24 protein-coding genes are annotated in these 23,136 nt (G+C 36.1%); 16 read left to right on the top strand and 8 right to left on the bottom strand.

Annotated features, from left to right (window positions below; translation table 11 throughout):
- Positions 1–3: 3 nt before the first annotated feature.
- Genes DSM02_RS07150 through DSM02_RS07140 form a run of 3 tightly spaced genes read right to left on the bottom strand, consistent with a single transcriptional unit; the run spans position 4 to position 1,925 of the window.
- Positions 4–594, bottom strand: coding sequence for an LOG family protein (locus DSM02_RS07150; protein ID WP_128764974.1), 591 nt, complete (start codon positions 592–594; stop codon positions 4–6).
- Positions 591–1,442 (bottom strand): peptide chain release factor N(5)-glutamine methyltransferase, encoded by an 852-nt coding sequence (gene prmC / locus DSM02_RS07145; RefSeq protein WP_128764973.1) that lies wholly within the window; start codon positions 1,440–1,442, stop codon positions 591–593. Before prmC ends, DSM02_RS07150 begins: the two co-directional genes overlap by 4 nt.
- Entirely contained in the window at positions 1,443–1,925 is a 483-nt protein-coding gene (locus DSM02_RS07140; protein WP_128764972.1) for a GNAT family N-acetyltransferase, read from the bottom strand.
- Positions 1,926–1,960: 35 nt separating this feature from the next.
- Here DSM02_RS07140 and ribD point away from each other — a divergent pair, with 35 nt between their 5' ends.
- The 5 genes from ribD (at position 1,961) to DSM02_RS07120 (ending at position 5,107) form a co-directional block, all read left to right on the top strand.
- Positions 1,961–3,013, top strand: a complete 1,053-nt coding sequence (gene ribD / locus DSM02_RS07135; protein WP_164918255.1) for a bifunctional diaminohydroxyphosphoribosylaminopyrimidine deaminase/5-amino-6-(5-phosphoribosylamino)uracil reductase RibD — start codon at positions 1,961–1,963, stop codon at positions 3,011–3,013.
- A complete protein-coding gene (locus DSM02_RS07130; protein ID WP_128764970.1) occupies positions 3,006–3,620 on the top strand; it encodes an HAD-IA family hydrolase in 615 nt (204 codons plus the stop codon). Before ribD ends, DSM02_RS07130 begins: the two co-directional genes overlap by 8 nt.
- Entirely contained in the window at positions 3,617–4,072 is a 456-nt protein-coding gene (locus DSM02_RS20725; protein ID WP_317128231.1) for a hypothetical protein, read from the top strand. Before DSM02_RS07130 ends, DSM02_RS20725 begins: the two co-directional genes overlap by 4 nt.
- Before the next feature lie 71 nt (positions 4,073–4,143).
- A complete protein-coding gene (locus DSM02_RS20720) occupies positions 4,144–4,485 on the top strand; it encodes an SMR family transporter (RefSeq protein ID WP_317128230.1) in 342 nt (113 codons plus the stop codon).
- 10 nt (positions 4,486–4,495) lie between these two features.
- On the top strand, positions 4,496–5,107 hold the full coding sequence (locus DSM02_RS07120) for an IMPACT family protein (RefSeq protein ID WP_128764969.1): 612 nt from the start codon (positions 4,496–4,498) through the stop codon (positions 5,105–5,107).
- Between the two features lie 3 nt (positions 5,108–5,110).
- On the opposite strand, the gene DSM02_RS07115 is transcribed toward DSM02_RS07120, so the two are convergent.
- Entirely contained in the window at positions 5,111–5,506 is a 396-nt protein-coding gene (locus DSM02_RS07115; protein WP_128764968.1) for an acyl-CoA thioesterase, read from the bottom strand.
- Positions 5,507–5,707: 201 nt separating this feature from the next.
- Here DSM02_RS07115 and dnaA point away from each other — a divergent pair, with 201 nt between their 5' ends.
- The 3 genes from dnaA (at position 5,708) to DSM02_RS07100 (ending at position 8,402) form a co-directional block, all read left to right on the top strand.
- The gene (dnaA, locus tag DSM02_RS07110; protein WP_128764967.1) at positions 5,708–7,138 is read left to right on the top strand and encodes a chromosomal replication initiator protein DnaA; all 1,431 of its coding nucleotides are present in this window, start codon (positions 5,708–5,710) and stop codon (positions 7,136–7,138) included.
- Between the two features lie 76 nt (positions 7,139–7,214).
- Positions 7,215–7,673 carry a low molecular weight protein-tyrosine-phosphatase gene (locus DSM02_RS07105; RefSeq protein WP_128764966.1) on the top strand — a complete coding sequence of 153 codons (459 nt, stop codon included), beginning with the start codon at positions 7,215–7,217 and terminating at the stop codon, positions 7,671–7,673.
- A 9-nt stretch (positions 7,674–7,682) separates the two neighbouring features.
- Positions 7,683–8,402 (top strand): SAM-dependent methyltransferase, encoded by a 720-nt coding sequence (locus DSM02_RS07100; protein ID WP_128764965.1) that lies wholly within the window; start codon positions 7,683–7,685, stop codon positions 8,400–8,402.
- 47 nt (positions 8,403–8,449) lie between these two features.
- On the opposite strand, the gene DSM02_RS07095 is transcribed toward DSM02_RS07100, so the two are convergent.
- From DSM02_RS07095 to dapF, 4 genes are all read right to left on the bottom strand, one after another.
- Positions 8,450–9,109, bottom strand: coding sequence for a peptidoglycan-binding protein LysM (locus DSM02_RS07095; RefSeq protein ID WP_128764964.1), 660 nt, complete (start codon positions 9,107–9,109; stop codon positions 8,450–8,452).
- A gap of 232 nt (positions 9,110–9,341) precedes the next feature.
- On the bottom strand, positions 9,342–10,385 hold the full coding sequence (gene mltG / locus DSM02_RS07090; RefSeq protein WP_128764963.1) for an endolytic transglycosylase MltG: 1,044 nt from the start codon (positions 10,383–10,385) through the stop codon (positions 9,342–9,344).
- A complete protein-coding gene (locus DSM02_RS07085; RefSeq protein ID WP_128764962.1) occupies positions 10,375–10,917 on the bottom strand; it encodes a GNAT family N-acetyltransferase in 543 nt (180 codons plus the stop codon). Before DSM02_RS07085 ends, mltG begins: the two co-directional genes overlap by 11 nt.
- Positions 10,905–11,681: a diaminopimelate epimerase gene (gene dapF / locus DSM02_RS07080; RefSeq protein WP_128764961.1), complete on the bottom strand. Its 777-nt coding sequence runs from the start codon at positions 11,679–11,681 to the stop codon at positions 10,905–10,907. Before dapF ends, DSM02_RS07085 begins: the two co-directional genes overlap by 13 nt.
- Positions 11,682–11,817: 136 nt before the next feature.
- Between dapF and DSM02_RS07075 the strand changes: the two genes are divergently transcribed.
- The 8 genes from DSM02_RS07075 to DSM02_RS07040 all read left to right on the top strand — a co-directional run bounded on the left by DSM02_RS07075 (position 11,818) and on the right by DSM02_RS07040 (position 22,948).
- Positions 11,818–13,215 carry a trypsin-like peptidase domain-containing protein gene (locus DSM02_RS07075; RefSeq protein WP_128764960.1) on the top strand — a complete coding sequence of 466 codons (1,398 nt, stop codon included), beginning with the start codon at positions 11,818–11,820 and terminating at the stop codon, positions 13,213–13,215.
- Positions 13,216–13,337: 122 nt separating this feature from the next.
- Positions 13,338–14,786 (top strand): glyceraldehyde-3-phosphate dehydrogenase, encoded by a 1,449-nt coding sequence (locus DSM02_RS07070; RefSeq protein WP_128764959.1) that lies wholly within the window; start codon positions 13,338–13,340, stop codon positions 14,784–14,786.
- 180 nt (positions 14,787–14,966) lie between these two features.
- Positions 14,967–15,575 carry a hypothetical protein gene (locus DSM02_RS07065; RefSeq protein ID WP_128764958.1) on the top strand — a complete coding sequence of 203 codons (609 nt, stop codon included), beginning with the start codon at positions 14,967–14,969 and terminating at the stop codon, positions 15,573–15,575.
- A gap of 74 nt (positions 15,576–15,649) precedes the next feature.
- Positions 15,650–16,327: a tRNA (guanosine(37)-N1)-methyltransferase TrmD gene (trmD, locus tag DSM02_RS07060; protein WP_128764957.1), complete on the top strand. Its 678-nt coding sequence runs from the start codon at positions 15,650–15,652 to the stop codon at positions 16,325–16,327.
- A gap of 135 nt (positions 16,328–16,462) precedes the next feature.
- Positions 16,463–16,813: a 50S ribosomal protein L19 gene (gene rplS / locus DSM02_RS07055; protein WP_128761109.1), complete on the top strand. Its 351-nt coding sequence runs from the start codon at positions 16,463–16,465 to the stop codon at positions 16,811–16,813.
- Positions 16,814–17,431: 618 nt separating this feature from the next.
- The gene (locus DSM02_RS07050; RefSeq protein WP_128764956.1) at positions 17,432–19,657 is read left to right on the top strand and encodes an NADP-dependent isocitrate dehydrogenase; all 2,226 of its coding nucleotides are present in this window, start codon (positions 17,432–17,434) and stop codon (positions 19,655–19,657) included.
- 109 nt (positions 19,658–19,766) lie between these two features.
- Positions 19,767–22,139, top strand: coding sequence for a TonB-dependent receptor (locus tag DSM02_RS07045; protein ID WP_205875105.1), 2,373 nt, complete (start codon positions 19,767–19,769; stop codon positions 22,137–22,139).
- Positions 22,139–22,948 (top strand): DUF4249 domain-containing protein, encoded by an 810-nt coding sequence (locus DSM02_RS07040; RefSeq protein ID WP_128764955.1) that lies wholly within the window; start codon positions 22,139–22,141, stop codon positions 22,946–22,948. The genes DSM02_RS07045 and DSM02_RS07040 overlap by 1 nt, the downstream gene beginning before the upstream one ends.
- Positions 22,949–23,136 lie beyond the last annotated feature (188 nt).

The following is a 23,136-nucleotide window of genomic DNA, read 5'->3' as shown; positions in this document are numbered from 1 at the left end:
AAACTAAGTATTCTCTGGTTTCAAAAACTTTGAATTCAAATTGGGTTCAAAATTTTTCATTTTCTCTAATAGCTTTTCCACATTGGCATCTTCAATCAAGAGTTCGCGGTTTTCCTGTTTTAGAAACCCACGAGTAACCATCTCATCAAGCATTGCAATTAAATGATCATAAAAACCATTTGTATTAAGCAAACCTATAGGTTTATGATGCAAGCCCAACTGGCTCCACGTAATGATTTCAAAAAGCTCTTCAAACGTACCAAAACCTCCCGGAAGCGTTATAAAGCCATCGCTCATCTCTTGCATTTTTAGTTTGCGCTCGTGCATATTATCAGTAGTTACGAGCTGATCAAGACCGGGATGTACAATTTCCCTGGTTTTCAAGAACCCGGGAATAATCCCGACTGCTTTTCCGTTATTTGATAAACATGATTGCGCAACACGCCCCATGATTCCCAATTGAGAACCTCTGTAAATAAGGGTGATTTCGTGTTTCGCAAGCTTAGCACCCAATATCTCTGATTGATTTATAATTTCTGGATCATTGCCTTCACTGCTTCCGCAGAAAACACAAATAGAATTTAAAATTTTCATGTACGTTTTGCTTTTAGCATTCTGGGTTTTCCCGCAAAATCATTTCGTAATTCTACGTTTTTAAACCCACTATTTTTAACTAGCTCTAGCGTTTCATCTCCTAAATACTCATTGATTTCAAAATACAAAATTCCGTTTTGTTTTAAGCTCTGAAATGCCAGAGTTGCTATTTTTTTATAGAAAATTAACGCATTGTCATCTGCGACAAAAAGAGCCTCGTGAGGCTCATAATTAAGCACATTAGATTGTATTTCTACCTTTTCCAGATTTCTCACATATGGCGGATTTGAAACAATAACATCATAGCTTTGCTCTAGACCACCTGTTGAAAGTATATCTTGCTCTATCCAATTAATTTTAACTGAGTTGAGCGCTGCATTATCCTTTGCTATCGCTAAGGCTTTAGTCGAAAAATCAATCGCGCTAACCGATGCCTGAGTTATTAATTTAGCCAGGCTCACAGCAATTGCTCCACTGCCGGTACCAATATCTAGAATTGAAATAGAAGCATTATTCTTTTTAAAATCCTGATAAACCCAGTCTACTAATTCTTCAGTTTCCGGTCTGGGAATAAGCACTCCTGAAGCAACTTTAATAGGAAAACCATAAAATTCAGTCTCACCGATTATGTACTGTAAAGGTTCGTGCTTTTTCAGTTTTAAAAGCGCTTCATTGAATAGTTCTAATTCTGCTTCCGTCAATTCCTTATTCAAACTTATAGGAATCTGAACAGGTTGCATCCCGAGAAACTTTTCGGCGAAAGACTTAAAAAAAGTCACACACTCCTCCAGAGGATATAAATCAGCTAATTGCTTATAAAAATAAGTTCGGTATTCGCCTAATATCATCTACTTTAAATCTTTAAGCATATGAACGGGGCAAGCATTATGACCCGTGCATCCCATTGGTCCGTCGATGTAATAAAAACCGGTTTTCTTATAGAGTTTCTGGGCGGCTTCCATATACGGCATCGTCTCTATATAAACTTGTTCAAAACCTGATTTTAATGCAAATTCGAGACACGTATTCATGAGCTGTTTCCCTACACCCCGCCCCCTCAACTCTGAAGAAACATACATTTTCTGCAGCTCGCAAACAGGTCCATCATAATTGGCTAATGCTGCAATACCTGCACCTCCTAAAATTGCACCATCTTGTTCTACCACAAAATACTGCGCATTTGTTTCAGCATAAGTTTCATACATGCAATCTAAAGCCTTGTCCTCGTATGCAGTACCTACTTTAGGTACGCCCATTTCAACTAAAATAGCTCTTAGAACAGTTGCTAAATTCACATTATCAGCATGTTCTACTGGTCTAATTTGTAGCATCGATTTTCTTACTTTTTAATGGTACTTTTGAGTTTGTGAAGATACACGAAAAATACATGGCTCGCTGTTTACAACTGGCTAAAAACGGACTGGGAAACACTTACCCCAACCCAATGGTAGGTAGTGTTATCGTTTGCGATGGCATAATTATAGGAGAAGGCTGGCACCAGAAAGCCGGGCAACCACATGCCGAAGTGAATGCGGTAAATAGCGTAAAAAAAACAGAACTACTTGAGAAATCTACGATTTATGTAAGTCTGGAGCCTTGTAGTCATTTTGGTAAAACTCCACCGTGCAGTGATCTCATTATAGCCAAAGGAATAAAAAAAGTGGTCATAGGAACGGTTGATCCCTTTGCTGAAGTTGCAGGAAGAGGAATTAAGAAATTGCTTGATGCAGGCTGCGAGGTGTTGGTAGGTGTATTAGAAAAAGAATGTCAAAATCTGAACAAGCGCTTTTTTACATTTCATCAAAAAAAGCGTCCCTATGTTATTCTTAAATGGGCTGAAAGTTTAGATGGCTTTATCGCCCCAGATGTTGAAAGCAGAAATAAAAAAGAACCGGTTTGGATCACAACTAAAATAAGCCGACAACTTGTACATAAATGGCGCGCTGAAGAACAAAGTGTTTTAGTAGGAACAAATACCGTCAAAGCTGATAATCCCAGCTTAACAACTCGCGACTGGGCAGGCGATTCTCCCACCCGCGTAATCATTGATCGTAATTTGAGTTTACCTCAAGAAACTATTGTTTTTGATCAAAAGGTACCAACGCTAATACTAACAGCTTTAGAGGTTGAAAACAAAACTAATTTGAAGTTTATTAAAGTAGATTTTAATCAAAACCTTCCTGCTCAGATTTGTAAAATACTGTATAGCGAAGGCTTACAGTCAGTGATTATAGAAGGTGGCGCTCATACACTACAAAGCTTTATAGACGAAAAGCTCTGGGATGAAGCCCGGGTTTTTAAAGGAAATCTTATTTTTAAATCTGGCATTAAAGCTCCTGTACTTACAGCTATTCAAAATTCAGAAAGCACAACGATTAACGGTGATACACTAACCCATTATAGTTCTATTAATGATTAAGAATCTACTCTTTGATTTTGGTGATGTTTTCATCAATCTCGATAAAAAAGCCCCTGAGCAGGCATTAGCCAAAATGGGAATCAGAATTATAAATGAAGAGATGACCACATGGCACAACGCCTATGAAAAGGGGTTGATCACCAGTGATCAATTAACTGAAAATTACCTGAAAAAATTCCCGCAGCTTACAGCTTTATCCTTTCAACAAGCCTGGAATAGCATCATTCTCGATTTGCCTCAACAACGCCTTGATTGGATTATAGAATTAGCCAAGTCAAAAAAATACAGATTGCTTTTGTTGAGCAACACCAATGACCTGCACATTGAGCAGGTTATTAAAAATATGGGAGCGGTACGCTATTCTCAATTCCAAAATTGTTTTGAACGGTTTTATCTTTCACAGCAAATCAATTTACGTAAACCAGATCTTGAGATTTACGATTTCGTTTTACGTAAAGACGACCTCTTAGCAAATGAAACACTATTTATAGACGATACTATTTTAAATACTGCAGCGGCCTCATCAATGGGAATTCATACTTGGCATTTAGAACCCGGTTTTGAAGACGTCACACACTTGTTTGAAGTCAAAAAAGCCTTGTTTTGATCTATTTGTTTTTAAACATACTTGCTTCAAGCATTATCTTTTTAGTATTTAAGCTTTTTGATAAGTTTCAAGTCAACATATTTCAGGCTATAGTCGTTAACTATATAATCGCTTATGCTTCAGGCTTTGCAGCATATTCACAGCCCGTAAACTGGACCGGACTTGCAACGTATTCTTGGTTACCCGGCACAGTTTTTTTAGGAGTTTTATTCATTGTTATTTTCAACCTAATGGCTATAACCACACAACGCAGCGGACTTTCCGTTGTATCTGTGGCAACAAAAATGAGCGTGGTCATACCAATTGCTTTTGGGTTAATTTATTATAGAGAAAATGCCGCTACTCTTAAAATAGTCGGGATTCTTGCTGCCTTAATTGCCGTTTATCTGGTTTCGGTAAAGAAGCAGGATTCTAGCAAACCAACTAAAAAAATCTGGTATTTCCTATTTTAGTATTCCTGGGTAGTGGTATAATTGACACGAGCATCAAATTTCTGGAAGATAGTTTTGTAGCAGAAAAAGACGTGCCGCTTTTTTCTGCAATGATATTTGCAACAGCATTTATACTTGGTCTTGCGGTATTAATTTTCCAGTTAATAAAGGGCAGTCAGAAGATTCAACTTAAAAACATTATTGGAGGAATAGCTCTGGGAGTTCCTAACTATTTTTCGATCTATTTTCTGGTACGTGCACTGAGACACCCCTCTCTAGAAAGCTCTACTGTTTTTACATTAAACAATTTAGGTATCGTAATGGTTGCAACATTAATAGGAATCTTATTTTTTAAGGAAAAACTTTCCGCAAAAAACTGGATTGGGATAGGATTTGCTATTTTAAGCATCATACTAATCACAACTATCCAGTAAAAATTGAATAATGCAGGAAATAGACTGTTATAAAACCCTTGCTAAAACCGGAGAAGAAACATTCTTTAAAGACCGCGGAAGTAAATTCATCGGCCAGGCACATCCTGTTACCAATGAAAGTGAAATTGATACTATTATTTCTGATTTAAAAACCAAACACAATAAAGCATCACACGTTTGTTATGCCTGGCAACTAGGAAAGAATTACGAGCATTATAGAGCAAATGATGATGGGGAACCCAGTAATTCTGCGGGATTACCTATTTATGGTCAACTACAATCTTTTGAGGTTACACAAACATTGGTAACGGTAATTAGATATTATGGTGGCACGAATCTAGGCGTTGGCGGATTGATACAAGCTTACAAAACTGCTGCTCAATTCGCTTTAGAAGAGTCTACCATTATAACAAAAACGATTACTGAAGAACTTCAATTAAAATTTGAATATCCCTTACTTCATACGGTAATGAGAATTATCAAAGAAGAGCAATTAGACATTGCAAAACAAAAAATGGAATTGAGCTGCTTAATCACAATAGATGTTCGTAAAAATGATCTGAACCGTATTCAAGATCGCTTCAATGCAGTTTTTGGCATCGAGAGCTCAGTTATTGAGTAACTATTATTTTAACTTCTCTAAGACATATTCCGGACATCTTGTAGGTCTGTTTGTTGACATATCTACAAAAACTAAAGTTGTTTCTGCTTTAGTAAGCAATTCTTGATTCTGATTATAAATTTCATAGTCAAAAACTATACTCGCACGAGGTGTTTTCCTAAGCATTGTTTTTATAGTTAAAATATCATCAAATAGCGCAGGCTTCAAAAAAGAAAACTGCATGCCGTAAACAGGTAACATAACCCCTTTCTCTTCCATTTTTTTATAGGAAATTCCAATAGCTTCTAACCATTCTATACGAGCAAGTTCCAGATAAACAGCATAGTTAGCATGATGCACTACACCCATTTGATCTGTTTCTGCATATCTAACTTTAACAGAAGTTGTGTGTGATTTCATAGAGTTATTAACAAATAAATTCTTAGATTAAACCTCGGAAAGAGTATGCGCAAAAAATTCTAAAAAAGCAATCTAATTTTCTTTTTTTATTACATTTTTTGTTCACATATTTGCCTCGCGCTGAACGAAACGAAGATCTCTTTATTTTCTCACTTTTCAGACGTCCGAAAAACAAAAATAACTTAAAATTTAACCAAAAGAATGAGTATGACTGCGCAAACAGTATGGGATAATTGTCTCTCATTTATTCAGGACAATATAACCCCGCAGGCTTACAAAACCTGGTTCGAACCCATTCGAGCAGTTAAACTTACAGATAATGCTCTCAGCATACAGGTTCCTAGTAAATTCTTTTATGAGTGGCTAGAAGAACATTATGTAAAACTATTAAAAGTCTCTCTAACTAAAGAGCTGGGAGAACACGCAAAGTTGGTTTATGTAATTCGTATGGAAAATACCTACGGAAACCGCCAACCTTTCACTGAAAAAATACCGAGCACCAACCGTCCCAACACGATGAAATCGCAAGAGGTTGACGCTCCTTTAAAAAATAAAAATCCTGAACTAAAAAATCCCTTTGTAATTCCGGGAATTCGTAATCTTCAGATAGAATCTCAATTGAATCCTAATTACAATTTTGATAACTTTCTTGAAGGTGACTCTAACCGCCTTGCTCGTTCTGCAGGTATGGCTGTTGCCAATAAACCGGGAGGAACTTCTTTTAATCCATTACTTATTTTTGGAGGTGTTGGTTTAGGTAAAACTCATTTAGCTCATGCTATTGGTGTACAAATTAAAGACCGTTACCCAGATAAAACAGTTCTTTATATTTCTGCAGAAAAATTCACTCAGCAATATATAGAGTCGGTTAAAAAGAATAACCGAAATGATTTTATCCATTTCTATCAGGTAATTGATGTACTTATAGTAGATGACATTCAATTGTTATCAGGTAAGGCTGGTACTCAAGATGTATTTTTCCACATCTTTAACCATTTACATCAAAACGGAAAACAAGTAGTTTTAACTAGTGATAAAGCTCCTGTAGATATGCAGGATATAGAACAGCGCCTGCTTTCTCGCTTTAAATGGGGACTTTCTGCAGAATTGCAACAGCCTGGTTTTGAAACACGTGTTTCTATTATTAAAAATAAACTGTATCAAGATGGCGTAGAAATGCCAGAAGATATTGTTGAGTTTTTAGCAAATAATATCAAGACTAACATTCGTGAACTAGAGGGTGCCATTATCTCATTAATCGCTCACTCTTCTTTCAACAAAAAAGAAATCAATCTCGAGCTTGCAAAGAAAATTGTAGACAACTATGTTAAACACACCAAGCGCGAGGTTTCTATAGATTACATTCAGAAAGTAGTAAGTGACTATTTTCAGATGGATGTAGATACGCTGCAGTCTAAAACTCGCAAGCGACACATAGTACAAGCAAGACAACTCGCTATGTTTTTTGCAAAAAAACTAACCAAAGCTTCTCTTGCAAGTATTGGTTCTCAGATAGGTAAACGCGACCATGCCACCGTTCTACACGCCTGCAAAACCGTCGACAACCTATCAGCTACAGACAAGCAGTTTAAAAAATACGTAGAGGATTTAAACAAAAAACTCACTATGTAATTAACTCTTGAGTTGCGTATCTTTACCTTTCTGTATCAATTAAAAAAATTAAGCTTTCGCTAAAAATTTACCTGAAATGAAAACACGTATTTTAATGGTTTGCTTAGGTAATATTTGCAGATCTCCACTAGCAGAAGGATTATTAAAATCGAAATTAGACACTGATAAATTTGAAGTCGATTCAGCAGGAACGGGTCATTGGCACGTAGGGAGTCTTCCAGACTCGAGAAGCATTGCAATTGCTCAAAAAAATGGCTTAGACATTTCAGATCAACGCGGAATGCAATTTAAACCCGCTTTTTTTGGTCACTACGATCATATTTTTGTGATGGACAATTACAACTATGAAGACGTAATTGAGCAAGTACGCAATGATGGCGATAAAGAAAAGGTTCATCTTATCTTGGATGAAATATTTCCCGGTGAACGCGTAGATGTACCAGATCCTTATAACGACAGTTTAAGAGGTTTTGACAAAGTTTACGAAATGCTAGACGAAGCCACTACCAAATTAGCGGAGCGCCTCACTAAATAATTCAATTTTATGCATATAAAACCTGAGTACGGTAAATTGTATCTGATTCCTGTAACACTGGGTGATACAGATCCTCTTGAAGTCATGCCGGGTTTGGTTCAGAAAATCATCAGCACTATTGATGAATATGTGGTTGAAAACGAGAAAACAGCTCGAAGATTTATCAAACAAATTTGCAAAGAAAAACCACAACCTTCTTTAATTCTACATCCACTTAATAAACACACAGAAATTACCGAAGTCCCTGCATACTTAGACTCTTGTTTAAAAGGAAAATCAATAGGTTTAATGTCTGAGGCCGGTGTTCCCGGTATTGCAGATCCCGGCGCTGAAGTTGTGCGACTCGCTCACGAAAAAGGAATACAAGTAGTTCCTTTAGTAGGGCCTTCTTCTATTTTAATGGCAATGATGAGCAGTGGGATGAATGGTCAAAACTTTGCTTTTAACGGCTATTTGCCTATTGATTCTAAAGAACGACGCAGCGAACTGAAACGTTTGGAGCGAATTTCTAAAGATTATAATCAATCTCAACTTTTTATTGAAACACCTTATCGCAACAATAAAATGATTGATGAATTGTGCAACACTTTACAGGCTAACACGCGACTTTGTATTGCCTGTGACATCACACTTCCTACCGAATTTATTGTAACAAAGCCCATCTCTATCTGGCAGACCAAAAAACCGGATTTACACAAGAGGCCTGCGTTATTTATAATACAAAACTAAAAAAGCGACCGTACGGTCGCTTTTTTAGTTTTTATATCATTCAGATTTTAACTATCTAAATCGACTTTTGCATTTCTATCAGGCTCAATAAATGAAACATCATAACCTGCAAATTTTTTTATATAACTATATACTGAAGTTCCAAAAGCATCTCTAAAACCCTCTACTCCACCTGAGCGTAAATAACTTTTTACACTCCCGGGACCAGCAAGATGAGCTGCTGCTAAAATACCAGATTCTGTTACTTTAACTCCATTTATAACTTTCCCTGTAAAGCGCTTGATATCTTTTCTAAGAACCCATTTATTACGAGAAGCATTTGCAACAAATGCCTTTTCCTGTAATCTGGGGTTATTTATAAATTCATCTGTATCTGTTACTCCTAAAAGCAATAAAGTACTTCTACCAAACTGATATTTTCCTAAATACCCTAATTGATTGATACGTTTGTAATCATTTTGAGACTCTTTAAAGCCTAATGCCTCCTTGAAACCGGTAAATGATTTCCCGGTGGTGGCAAGATTTAAATTTGAAGTGTTATCCAATACAGCTGTATCGATCTCATCAAATTGGGGTACTGTGTAGAATAACTCTAAACCTTCAGTAGAATTTTCACGTGGTTTATCTGCATCTTTAACTGACATACTTAATGCCACCAAACCAAACACAGAAGGCAACGCTGCTAATTTTACAATGTTTTTCGTCATAAAATAAATTTCAGACCGGTAGATGAACGCTACTAAATTACCCGTCTATATTACTGCGCAAATATACAAATAGAATATAAGCGATTGACAATGAATTGGTTAAGTTTTTATTAAAGTCAGTGTTTTCGCAAAAATGTATTGTATTCTATTCGACATGACTCTTTTTCTTAGATATTTTAACATTTATCAAACCTCCGATTGAGGAAAAGACAAACATTTAACATTTATTGGCTTAACGATTAATTCCTTGCTTATTTATCCAGTTAATATACTGCTTTCTATTTGTATTATGTTGAGCCATAGTCTTCGCGAAAAGATGATAGCCAGGATTAGAAACGTCTGCAACGAAAAAATAGTATTGGTGTGACTCCGGATTTAACACAGCATGAATAGCTGAAAGATCGGGCATAAAGATTGGTCCTGGAGGTAAACCACCATACATATAAGTATTATAAGGAGAATCTGTCTCCAGATCTTTATAAAGAACGCGCTTAATAACGCGATCAAAATCATTAGCTTCTTTTTTTACAGCATAAATTACTGTTGGATCTGCGTCTAGCTTCCAACCATTATGTAAGCGGTTGAGATAAACTCCGGCAACCCGAGGACGCTCATCTGCTTTTGCAGTTTCTTTTTGTACAATAGAAGCTAAAGCATAGACTTCATTAGGTGTTAAACCTTGTTCTTTAGCTTTAGCCTTTCGTTCTTCTGTCCAGAAGCGCTTGTATTCGGCAAGCATTCTGCCTCTATAGGATTCTGCATCAGTATTCCAGTAAAATTCATAAGTATTGGGCAAATACATACTTAGGGCTGTTGCTTCTTCAAAACCATTATCCTTTAAAAATTCAGCATCTTTAAAAGCTGAAATCAACTCTATGCTATCAGCCTCAAGTTGTTGACCTATTCTACCGGCTAAATCCTCTAAACGCTCCTGATTGTTAAATGAAATCTTAATAGGAATGTTTCCGCTGCGAATAGAATTTACAATATCATTATTACTACTTCCCTTTTTTATAAGGAAATGACCAGCTTTGATATTGCTTATGTAACCTTTTCGCTCTGCAACCTGATCAAAAGATTCTTCATCTTTTAATAAAGGCGCCAACTCTGCTTTTACATCTTGATATGTCGCATCTGAAGCTATATAGACGTGAGCTTCTTCATTATTAAATGCAGTATTAGGAGATAAAAATTTACCATAAATGTTATATGCAAAAACCCCAGCTATGACTAATCCTATTAAAGCGGTAGCCGCAATTATTTTTTTAATGTACATCTTTATGTATTAATTGATATAAAAATTCATTCTTAAAAGTTCCCGCTATTCGAGTCCAGTCTTTTTTTAATCCTACAGCCTTAAAACCTTGCTTTTCAAAAAGCTTGATACTCGGCTTATTTTCTTCTAAAATATTGGCATAAAGTTGATGCACATTTAAATGCTTAAAACTATAACGCGTAATTAAATCTAGTGCCTCTGCGCCATAACCCTTACCACGATCTGATGTGCTAAAAATCAAAATACCTAAACCGGCACGTTGGTTTCTGGGATCAAAATCAAAGAGATCTATCATTCCTAAAGCCTCATCATCACTAGCCCTACAAATAACTAAACGCAATTGTTTAGCTTCATAAATGTCCTTATGCGAGTTTTTAATATAATGCTTCAGTAAAAATTTTGAAAAAGGAGTCAGCGTTGTAGTTAGCTCCCAGAGATCCTCATCATTTTCAATTTTGAAAACCAGATCGAGATCTTCGGGCTCTAATGCTCTTAAGTATACGAGTTGTCCTTTTAGAGTTAAACGTTCCATACGCCTTCAAAAACTTTTTCTGCAGGACCGATTAAAAATATGTTTTTATAGCCATCTTCCTGGGGCTCAAACATCACTTGAAGCTGCCCCCCTTCAACCTGCAAAGGAATACTGTTTATAGAAACTTTATTCTGTTTATGAATAGCAAGAGCAACTGCGGTAGCTCCTGTACCACAACTTAATGTCTCATCTTCTACCCCTCGCTCATAGGTTCGCATTCTGTAACCGTTATCTATTGCCTCTACAAAATTAATATTGCTTCCAGCTTTGCCATAAAGTGAGCCATAGCGTAAAGCTGCACCCTCCTTTTTAACATCAAAAACATCTATATCAGAAACCCACTGCACGTGATGTGGCGAACCGGTATCTAAGAAAAGGTGGTCATCAAACTCTTTAATTTCAGCAACATCTTGCATTTTAAGATGCACAAGACCTTCTTCAATGAACGCTTCGTGTACACCATCAACGGCTTCAAATGTAGTTTTGTCAGCTATCACTCCAAGTTCTTTTGCAAAAGCTACAATACAACGACCACCATTCCCACACATCGAACTCGGGTTTCCATCTGCGTTATAGTAAACCATTGTAAAGTCTAAGGTCGTGTGATTCTCTAATAAGATCAAGCCATCTGCTCCTATGCCAAATTTTCGGTTACAAATAGCTTTAACGAGTTTGGTATCATTATTGGAAAATATATGCTGACGGTTATCGATCATTACAAAATCGTTGCCGGTGCCTTGGTATTTATAAAAAGGTATTGACATTTCTGGTTTTTTAAAAAGCCTCGCAAAAATACATAAAGCGAAAATTCTATGCCTTGTTAAGACCAAGTTAAATACTGCAACGCAATATACTGTCACTCGTATTTATAATGTTATACTAAAAAAACAGAAACGTATTATGAAAAAATTTGCAAGCCTACTGTTTGTTGCCATCTTAGGTGGTGGTATTACTCTGGGAGCATATAAGCTTCTAGAAAATGAAACCCAAACTGAAGTTTCTAACCTAACTGCAACTTCATCTTATACTCCGGTAAAATATAATGGAACTCCTATTAGCAGTACCAATGCTGACTTTACCGAAGCGGCAGACCGTACCGTACATGCGGTAGTACACGTTAAAAACGTACAAACCTCAAGACAGCCCCGCAGTTTACAAGAGTTTTTCTACGGTGGTGGTGAGATGCGCAAAGGTCTCGTAGGAGCTGGTAGTGGTGTTATCATTTCACCAGATGGTTATATTGTGACGAACAATCACGTGATTGATGGTGCTACAGAACTTGATGTTTCTTTAAACGACAACCGCACCTATAAAGCAGAAGTTATAGGTACCGACCCTAAAGCAGACATTGCGCTTATAAAAATTGATGCTGATAGTGAACTGCCTTATCTTCCTTTTGGAGATTCTGATGGTGTAAAACTCGGAGAATGGGTATTAGCGGTAGGTAACCCGTTTAACTTAACAAGTACAGTCACTGCAGGTATTATTTCAGCTAAAGCCAGAGATATCAGCGAGTATGATTCTAATCCGCAATCTTTTATTCAAACTGATGCGGCAATAAATCCTGGTAATAGTGGCGGTGCATTGGTAAATATAAATGGTGAATTAATAGGTATCAACACCGCGATTACTTCACAAACTGGTAGTTATGTTGGTTATGCTTTTGCTGTACCTTCTAATAATGCCCGTAAGATTGTTGAAGACATTATGGAGTATGGTGATGTACAACGCGGAATCCTTGGTGTTAGCGGTACGAGCTTAAATCCTAGTATTGCAAGTGAATTAGATATAGACGCTGTAGAAGGTGTTTATATAGCTAATGTTGAGTTTGAAAGTGGTGCAAAAAAAGCCGGACTTCAAAAAGGAGATATCATTACTAACATTGACAATATTAAGATCACTAAATTCCCTGATCTAGCAGGATATTTAGGTACTAAACGTCCTAATGATGTTGTTCAAGTTACGTATAGCAGAGATGGAGAAAGTAAAACTGTACCAGTTACTTTACTTAAATATTCGTCTTATGTAATTGAGAAACCGGGATTAGAAGTTCGGGAAGCTTCACCTAAACTTCTTAAAGAATATGGAGTAAAAAATGGAGTTGTCATTGCGCAAGCAACTAATGATAAACTAAAACGCTATAATTTAAAAGGAATTGTAATTACAGAAGTTGACGATGAAGCAGTAAATTCTGTGGAAGATATTAAACGCATAATGAATAATAAAAATCCTAACGAACCGATAAGCTTAAGTTTTGTAAGTAAAGGTGGTGAGAAAAAGCAAATTATTTTTCAATAGAAAGCTTCTGGATAATTGAATTTAAAGTCCTTCATAATGAAGGGCTTTTTTATTTAAAATTATGCTTACGAAAACGATATAGTTGAGTATATTTGTCGAAAATTAAAACCAATTTATACTCCATGAGTACTTCAAATACATACGAGAAAGAATTATCCTTTCAGGCAGACCGCCGAAGAGCAACTGTTGAATTTATAAAAATTATAAGCGATCTCTGGTATGATAAAAATATTGAACTGGTTTTATTCCGAAATCAATTAATAGATAGAAACGTGAGTGAAATACTCAATCTGCATGCTTATGCAGGTGCTTTTGTACAAAAGCCTATTTCGATTTTTGATAGTGTTGAGATTGCAAAAGCGATTTTGCAAGCAAATTTCCCTCCTGCTAAATTAGATATTGGCAAACTTACGTATGAATATCACTTAGAAAATAACGATTATACCGATGCTTCTGCATTTATCCATTATAAATTGAAAGACGCCGAAGCTTCAAATACCATTGTTCCTAAAGATGTGGTTCTTTACGGTTTTGGGCGAATAGGCAGATTGCTAGCTCGCGAACTTATGACGCGAACCGGAAGCGGAAACCAACTAAGATTAAGAGCAATTGTAGTTCGTGGTGAGATTACAGAGTCTGTTTTAAAAAAAAGAGCTTCTTTACTAAAAAGCGACAGTATACATGGAGACTTTCCGGGAACTATAGATATTAATATAGAAAAGGAAGCGCTCATTATTAATGGGACCACAGTTACCATAATAAGCTCTAATACTCCTGAAGAAATAGATTATAACTCCTACGGAATCGATGATGCATTGATCATTGACAATACTGGTGCTTTTAGAGATAAAGAGCAACTAAGCAGACATTTAATTGCCAAAGGTGCTTCAAAAGTTCTACTTACAGCTCCCGGAAAAGGTATTCCTAATATCGTTCACGGTGTAAATCAAAATGCGTTTAATCCAGATGAAGTTTCAATTTTTTCAGCTGCATCATGCACCACAAATGCGATAACTCCTGTTTTAAAAGCCATTGAAGAAAGTTTCGGTATTGCTACGGGTCATTTAGAAACCATTCATGCGTACACAAACGACCAGAATTTAGTAGACAATATGCATTCTAAATATAGAAGGGGTCGTGCTGCTGCTTTAAATATGGTAATTACCGAAACCGGTGCTGGTGAAGCAGTTGCTAAAGCTTTACCTAATTTAGAGGGAAAATTGACTTCTAATGCAATACGAGTTCCGGTTCCTAATGGTTCACTAGCTATTTTAAATTTAAAACTGAAACAAAAAACTACCGTCGAAAGCGTTAATGCTACACTGAAAAAATATGCTTTAGAGGGGGATCTGGTAGAGCAAATAAAATATTCTATCAATAATGAACTAGTCTCCAGTGACATTGTGGGTTCGTCTGCACCTTCAATATATGATAGTCAGGCTACATTGATTTCTTCAGATTCTGAAAACGTGGTTTTATACGTTTGGTACGATAATGAGTACGGCTACAGTCATCAAGTCATTCGCCTTGCAAAATATATAGCCAAAGTGAGAAGGTTCACCTATTATTAGAAAAAAGTCTCAACTGATTGTTAAAAGATTCATATTCAGCAAACTAAACGTTTCTGTAAAATCAATCTATTTATTCTGAATAAACAGTAAGAACAAGATGATTTGATTATTTTTGCACTTTTAATATACTAAGATGGGATGCATTCCGTTTTCCCAAAAACAGAAAAACGACTAGCCTAAATGAATACTATAAAGAGCAGCTTATTTTTTTTATTATTTGTAGTTGCAGGAGCAAACGCACAAGAAGAGCAAACACAGGAAACTGAGCCCAAAGTGAACACGATTTCACAACAATTTGAAGACTTATTAGAGAAATCTAATAACTTTCAAGAATACAAAGTGGTTAATCAAAATTCACTTTTAAAATTAAAAAGTAATACCGCAGATAGCATTTCAGGGTTAAAAGAAAAAATCAATAGTCTGCAAGAACAAATAAACTCGCAGCAAGCGAAGGTTAGCGAACTCAACAATTCTTTACAGGAAACTGAAAACACACTTGAAACAACTCGCGCTGAAAAAGACTCTATTTATTTCTTAGGAATACCAATGAGTAAAGGCGGTTATATGGGGATGATGTGGGGAATCGTAGCTGTACTTGCTCTAGCTTTGGTTTTCTTTATTTTAAGATTTAAAGGAAGTAACGCACATACGCAGGAAGCTCGTAAAAAGCTTGGAGAAGTTGAGACTGAGTATGAAGAGTACCGCAAGAAAGCTCTTGAAAAAGAGCAGAAAATGGGTAGATTACTTCAGGATGAGCGTAATAAAGCTGTAAAAAATAATAACAAATAAACTTTTAGCTCGAAGCTTTAACGCTACAGATTGCGACTTCAATTCTTTAGTTTTAACAAATTATAGCGTGCTTTATGCGCATAGATATCATTACCGTAGTACCCGATCTTTTAAAAAGTCCTTTTGAAGCCTCTATTATGCAGCGCTCAATTGCAAAAGGTCTCGTAGAAGTTCATTTCCATAATCTTAGAGATTACTCCGCAAATGCCTACAAACAAGTTGATGATTATCAGTTTGGGGGCGGTGCCGGTATGGTTATGATGATTGAACCTATTGACAAATGCATTAGTGAACTAAAAGAGGAACGAGATTACGATGAGATTATTTATCTAACTCCAGATGGTGAAACCTTGAATCAAGGTATTGCTAACCAGATTTCATTACAAAAAAACATAATCCTTTTATGCGGACATTATAAAGGTGTTGATCAGCGGGTGCGTGATCAATTTATCACACGTGAGATTTCTATAGGAGATTATGTATTGAGCGGTGGAGAACTGGGCGCTCTTATTCTTTGTGATGCTGTGATTAGATTAATTCCCGGAGTTTTAGGTAATGAAACCTCCGCATTAACAGATTCTTTTCAAGACGATATGTTAGCTCCTCCCGTTTATACGAGACCTGCTGAGTATAAAGGTTGGAAGGTTCCTGAAATACTCACATCAGGAAACACACCCAAAATTGAAACTTGGCGCGAGGAACAAGCTTATAAACATACACTTAAGCGGAGGCCCGATCTTTTAAAAGACTAATTTTCAGAAACATTGAAAAAAATATAGTTTTCAATTGATTAACTTATTTTTTATAGTAAATTTGCAGCCTCATAGAACCAACCTCTGGCGAAGTACGTGCATGTTGCTTTTATACAATTTAAAAAAATCTTAAAAATGGAAGATTTAATCAGTTTTGTACAAAACGAATTTGTAGAGAAAAAAGAATTCCCAGAATTTAGTGCAGGTGATACGATCACTGTGTATTATGAAATTCGTGAAGGTGAAAAAGTACGTACACAGTTCTTTAGAGGAGTTGTTATCCAAGTACGTGGTACAGGAGTAACCAAAACATTTACAATCAGAAAAATGTCTGGTACAGTAGGTGTTGAGCGTATTTTCCCTATCAATATGCCAGCTCTTCAAAAAGTTGAAATTAACAAAAGAGGTAAAGTACGCAGGTCACGTATTTACTATTTCAGAGGTCTTACTGGTAAGAAAGCAAGAATCAAAGAGATTAGAAAATAATCTTTCTTTTAGAATATATATTAAAAGCTCCTCATTGAGGAGCTTTTTTTAGTCGAACCATAAGGTAATTAACAATTGTTAATAATGCTGGTTAATAAGGAGTTAATAAGATTTTTAATCTAACGATAACGTTTTAAATATTTTAATTAAATTAGTATCACTAAACATTTCAAGAGTGCTATTTTATAAATACATTCTTTTGCCAATATCGTTATCACTGTTTAGCAGTAATTTTAAATAAAGGTATTGGATCGGGATTAGTTTCAGCTAATCTCTATGTATTGATTTACGGTACAAGTACTAATATTCTTGCCATAGGAACTTCAAGGGTTCACCGGTAAAAAATCAAAACATCAGAAGCTCTGTTAGATATTTAAATATCTTAACAGAGCTTTTTTCATTTCAGCAAATGATCCTTTTAAAGACCTAATTCATCAGATTGCTTTCAGTCTGCCGTATTCTTAGGGCTTTAAGAAGAATTTAGCTGTTAAAATCTGCCATAAAATTCTATATTTGCAAACCACTAATTTTTCTTAAAATAAAATTTTTAAATATACTCAGGTTAATCGATTTCGCAAATTAAGGTATAGCTTAAAAATTATTAAACGAACACATTATATGTCAACCAAAACTTCTAAAATAGCTTACACCAAGACTGATGAAGCCCCGGCTTTAGCTACACATTCATTACTTCCTATTATCAGTAAATTTGCTAAACCGGCAGGTATTGAATTTGAAGTTAAAGATATATCTCTTGCTGCAAGACTTTTAGCCAACTTTCCTGATTATTTAAATGATGAGCAAAAGGTAAATGATGCTTTAGCAGAATTAGGTGCTTTAGCTAAAAGTCCTGATGCCAACATTATCAAATTACCTAACATTAGTGCTTCAATACCACAACTGACTGCTGTAATTAAAGAGTTACAGTCTAAAGGTTTTGCTGTACCTGACTATCCTGAAAATGCTAATACTGATGAGGAAAAAGCTTTAAAACAGCGCTATGCTAAGGTTTTAGGTAGTGCCGTAAATCCTGTTCTTAGAGAAGGTAACTCAGACAGACGCGCACCTAAACCGGTTAAAGAATATGCTAAGAAAAACCCACACAGTATGGGTGAATGGTCTAAAGAAAGTAAATCTCACGTAGCAACTATGGCTTCCGGAGACTTTAGATCTAATGAAAAATCTGTTACTGTACCTCAAGCTACTTCTATTTCTATTGTACTCCTTAACGAGTCAGGTACTAAAACAACATTAAAAGAAAATTTAGCACTTAAGAAAGAAGAAGTTATTGATGCTACTTTAATGAGCAAAAATGCCCTTCTTACCTTTTTAAGTGAGCAAGTAGAAGATGCAAAAGCTAAAGGTGTTTTGTTTTCTATACATATGAAAGCAACTATGATGAAGGTTTCTGATCCTATCATCTTTGGTCACGCTGTTCGCGTTTATTTTAAAGACGTTTTTGAAAAATATGGCGAAGATTTAAAAGCAATTGGCGTTGATGCTAAAAATGGTCTTGCAGATCTTTTAAGCAATGTAAACAAGCTACCTGAAGGTAAACGTGCTGAAGTAGAAAAAGCAATTTTAGATACGTTAGACAACCGCGCAGATCTTGCGATGGTAAATTCTGATAAGGGAATCACCAACCTACATGTACCGAGTGATGTAATTATTGACGCTTCGATGCCGGCAATGATTAGAAACAGCGGAAAAATGTGGAATGCTGACGGAAAATCTCAGGATACTAAAGCTGTTATACCAGATAGTAGTTATGCTGGTATCTATCAAGAAACTATAGATTTCTGTAGAGAAAACGGGGCTTTTGATCCTACTACAATGGGTACTGTTCCTAATGTAGGTCTTATGGCTCAAAAAGCAGAAGAATATGGTTCTCATGATAAAACCTTTGAAATTCCACTTGCTGGTAAAGTTCAGGTTATTGACGCTGAAGGAACTGTTCTTATGGAGCATGCTGTTGAAGAAGGCGATATCTGGAGAATGTGCCAGACAAAGGATGAACCAGTACAAGACTGGGTAAAACTTGCCGTCAACCGCGCTCGCGCAACTAGCTTACCTACTATTTTCTGGTTAGATAAAGATCGTGCTCACGATGCTGAATTAATCAAAAAAGTAAATTTATATCTTAAAGATCACGATACTGAAGGGTTAGACATTCAAATTATGTCTCCTGTTGAAGCTACACGTTTCAGCTTAAAACGTATGAAAGCCGGAGAAGACACAATCTCTGTAACCGGAAACGTTTTACGTGACTACAATACAGACCTCTTCCCTATTCTTGAAGTAGGAACAAGTGCAAAAATGTTATCTATTGTTCCATTAATGAATGGTGGTGGGCTTTTTGAAACCGGAGCTGGTGGTTCTGCGCCAAAACACGTTCAGCAATTTTTAGAAGAAGGGCATTTACGATGGGATTCTCTTGGTGAATTTTTAGCCTTAGCTGTTTCTCTGGAGCACGAAGGTAATGCGAATGGCAATTCAAAAGCATTGGTTTTAGCTGAAACACTTGACGAAGCAACAATCAAATTTTTAGATAATAAAAAATCGCCTTCCAGAAACGTTAATGAACTGGATAACCGCGGTAGTCATTTCTACCTTGCTTTATATTGGGCACAAGCTTTAGCTGCTCAGGAAAAAGACAAAGAGTTGCAGGTACATTTCGCTGAAATTTCTAGCGAATTGGAAACCAATGAAGAAAAGATCTTACAGGAATTATTAGATGCTCAAGGATCACCTGTTGATCTCGGCGGATATTATTTCCCAGACGAAAACAAGTCTGAATCTGCAATGCGACCTAGTGCTACACTAAATGCAATTGTAAATTCGTAGAGCTATAAAGCTTATTTTACAAAAAAAGGGTTTCTATCTAGAAACCCTTTTTTTGTTCTATTTATTTTCTTAAAAAAGCCTTATTAATTCATTAAGTCTCTTATTTTTGATGAAAAACGTGATTAATCACTTTTACACGCTTTTATTACTATTTGCAATTTCAACTGCCTGGTCTCAGGAAAATTTCACAATAAGCGGTGTTATAAGTGCCGCTTCTTCTAATGAAACTCTCATAGGTGTAAATGTTCTCATACCAGATCTCAATAAAGGAACGGTCACTAACGAGTATGGCTTCTACTCCATTACTTTACCTAAAGGAAATTACACGCTTCAAATAAGTTTTATAGGTTTTCAACCGGTGACACAAACTATAAATCTGGACCAGAACACGAAATTAAATCTAGTCATACAGGAGTCAACAGAAACACTAGATGAAGTAATCATTGAAGAGAATATTGAGAAGCTCAGTATTCGTAAACCGCAAATGAGTGTTAACACACTTACAGCTTCTACTATAAAACAGATTCCTGTGGTTCTTGGAGAAGCAGATGTGATTAAATCTATTTTGTTGCTTCCAGGAGTTACAAGTGCCGGCGAAGGAGCTTCAGGTTTTAATGTACGGGGTGGCGCTGTAGATCAAAACCTTATACTCCTTGATGAAGCGATCATTTTCAACTCTTCACACCTGTTCGGTTTCTTTTCGGTATTTAATCCGGATGCTATTAAAGACTTAAAACTTTATAAAGGAGGCATTCCTGCACGTTATGGCGGCAGGGTTTCTTCAGTTTTAGATATTTATCAGAAAGAAGGAAACAGTAAGGAGTTTCACGCCAATGGTGGGATCGGCGCTGTTTCAAGCAGATTGCTCTTAGAAGGTCCCATAGTTAAAGATAAATCAGCTTTTTTAATTGGCGGAAGAGCATCATATGCACATTTATTTCTTCCACTTTTTGACTTGGATAATAAAACTTATTTCTACGATCTCAATACGAAGCTCAACTATAAATTAAACGATAATAACAGTTTTTATTTGTCAGGATATTTTGGTCGGGATCTATTCAGCGTTAGCGAAAGCTTTGTAAACACCTATGGAAATGCTACAATAAATTTGAGATGGAACCACCTGTTTACCGATAAATTGTTTTCTAATTTATCACTTATTTATTCTGATTATTATTATGGTTTGTTACTAGACTTTGTTGGTTTTCAATACGATTCCGGGATTCGTAATTTTAATTTAAAATATGACTTTCAACATTACCTCAATTCAAACCTGAAGCTGAGTTACGGAGTTAATGAAATCTATTACCGCTTCAATCCCGCAACCATAAAACCCAACCGGCCAGATTCAGGAATTATTGCATCTCAGCTCAAGCATAAATTTGCAAATGAGTTTTCGGTCTATGCCGAAGCAGAACAAGATATTAGTCATAATTTGACGTTAAGATATGGCTTTAGACTCAGTCATTTTACCCGTTTAGGACAAGATGCTTTAAATCAATATGAAAATGATAATCCGTTGATTTTTAATTCAGATTTAAAGATTTACCAGCCTGCACCAGTAACAGACACGTTATTGAACACCGGCACACTAGCTAATTTTACCAATTTTGAACCGCGTGCTTCTCTGTCGTATGTATTGAACAAAAAAAGCTCTGTAAAAGCCAGCTACAACAGAATGGCGCAATATTTACATTTAATTTCAAACACCAACTCACCTACACCGCTTGACGTTTATGCTCCTAGCGGACCTTACTTAAAACCACAGTTGCTAGACCAATTTGCTGCCGGATATTTTAGAGAAATTAATGACGGTGCATATTCTGTTGAAACTGAAGTTTTCTATAAAGACATTAAAAACAGACTAGATTACCGCAATGGCGCTCAGCTTATCGCAAATAATGCTATTGAAGGTGAAGTATTAAACGGTAAGGGAAGGGCTTATGGTCTTGAGTTCTTAGCTCGTAAAAATGGCGGAGTTCTAACGGGCTGGTTAGCTTATACCTTATCGAGAAGCGAACAACAAACCCCGGGGCGAACCTCAGAAGAAACCGGTATCAATAACGGAAACTGGTATGCTTCAGCTTACGATAAAACACACGACATCAGTGCATATGTGAATTATGAGTTCAGTAAAAAATGGAACTTTAACGCCAATTTTATTTTTCAGACGGGACAACCTACTAACTATCCGGTTAGCCAGTCTCAGTTTCAGGGTTTATCTATTTCCAACTACGGGATGCGAAATCAAGAACGACTTCCCTCCTACAATCGCCTGGATATCTCAGCAACTTTAACTCCTTCAAATAATAAAAACCGAAAGTTAAAAGGAGAATGGGTTTTTAGCATTTATAACGTATATAACCGAATGAATGCCGCTTCGATCAATTTTAGAACCAATGAAGACACCAGACAGAATGAAGCAGTAAAAACTTCAATTTTTGGGATTCTTCCTTCAGTAACCTATAATTTTAAGTTCTAATGAAACAGTTTTTTTCAACTTTTGCAGTACTTTTTATAGCAATAACTTTAAATTCCTGTCAAGAAACTATTGACGTTGATTTACCAGAAACTCAAGAACGATTAGTTGTAGATGCATTAATGAGAATTACTGACACAGAGACCTTTTTAACAGAAGCTCGTTTACGATTAACGCTCACCACAGCTTATTTTGCAGACTCAGTACCTACCGTAGATGATGCAATTGTCAACTTAAATAATAAAGAGAATACCTTTAGGTTGAACTCAGAAGGAAACGGATTTTATTCAACAACCATTCCGCGTGATATTATGGAACAAGATTCTTTAAGATTAACCATTTTTCATAATGACGAAGTTTACAGATCTGATGCTAAATTTATTTCGGCAGTACCTATCAATTCAATTTCTCAAGGTGACGGTAGCCTATTTGCAGGAGATGAAACCGAAATAATCATAAGTTATACTGACACTCAAGATCAGGATAATTTCTACCTTTTTGATCTGGATTTAGGCAATTACTTAACCAGTGAAGATACTTTTTATAAGAATCAAAACTTTGCTTTCTCTTATTTCTATGAAGATTTAAGCCCGCAAGACACACTCAACATTGAGCTAATGGGGATTAACAAACCCTTTTTTGATTATATGAGCATAATAATCAATCAATCAGGACAAGCTACAGGTAATCCCTTTACCGCACCACCTTCAGAAATACGAGGAAATGTTATAAACGAAACCGACGAGAGTAATTATCCTCTGGGATATTTTATAATCGCCCAGACCTATGCAGAGTCTATAATTATTGAATAGCTTAAATTGCGTATGGAAATCTATTGCAATATTTTAATGGTAATCATCTAGTAAACTACTTCAGGGCAAGCCAAAGAAGCGTTCGTTAGAAAAAAATTTTTAATTTCGAGGCAAGCCTCGGAGTAATGAACCCTTTAGCAGTACAAATAAATTACCTGATTAAGCTTTTAGATTCATACCGTTAAATA

Origin of the sequence: Leeuwenhoekiella polynyae, assembly GCF_004104075.1 — a bacterium.
Classification (GTDB): Bacteria; Bacteroidota; Bacteroidia; order Flavobacteriales; family Flavobacteriaceae; genus Leeuwenhoekiella; species Leeuwenhoekiella polynyae.
This window is presented reverse-complemented; position numbering and strand designations above follow the sequence as displayed.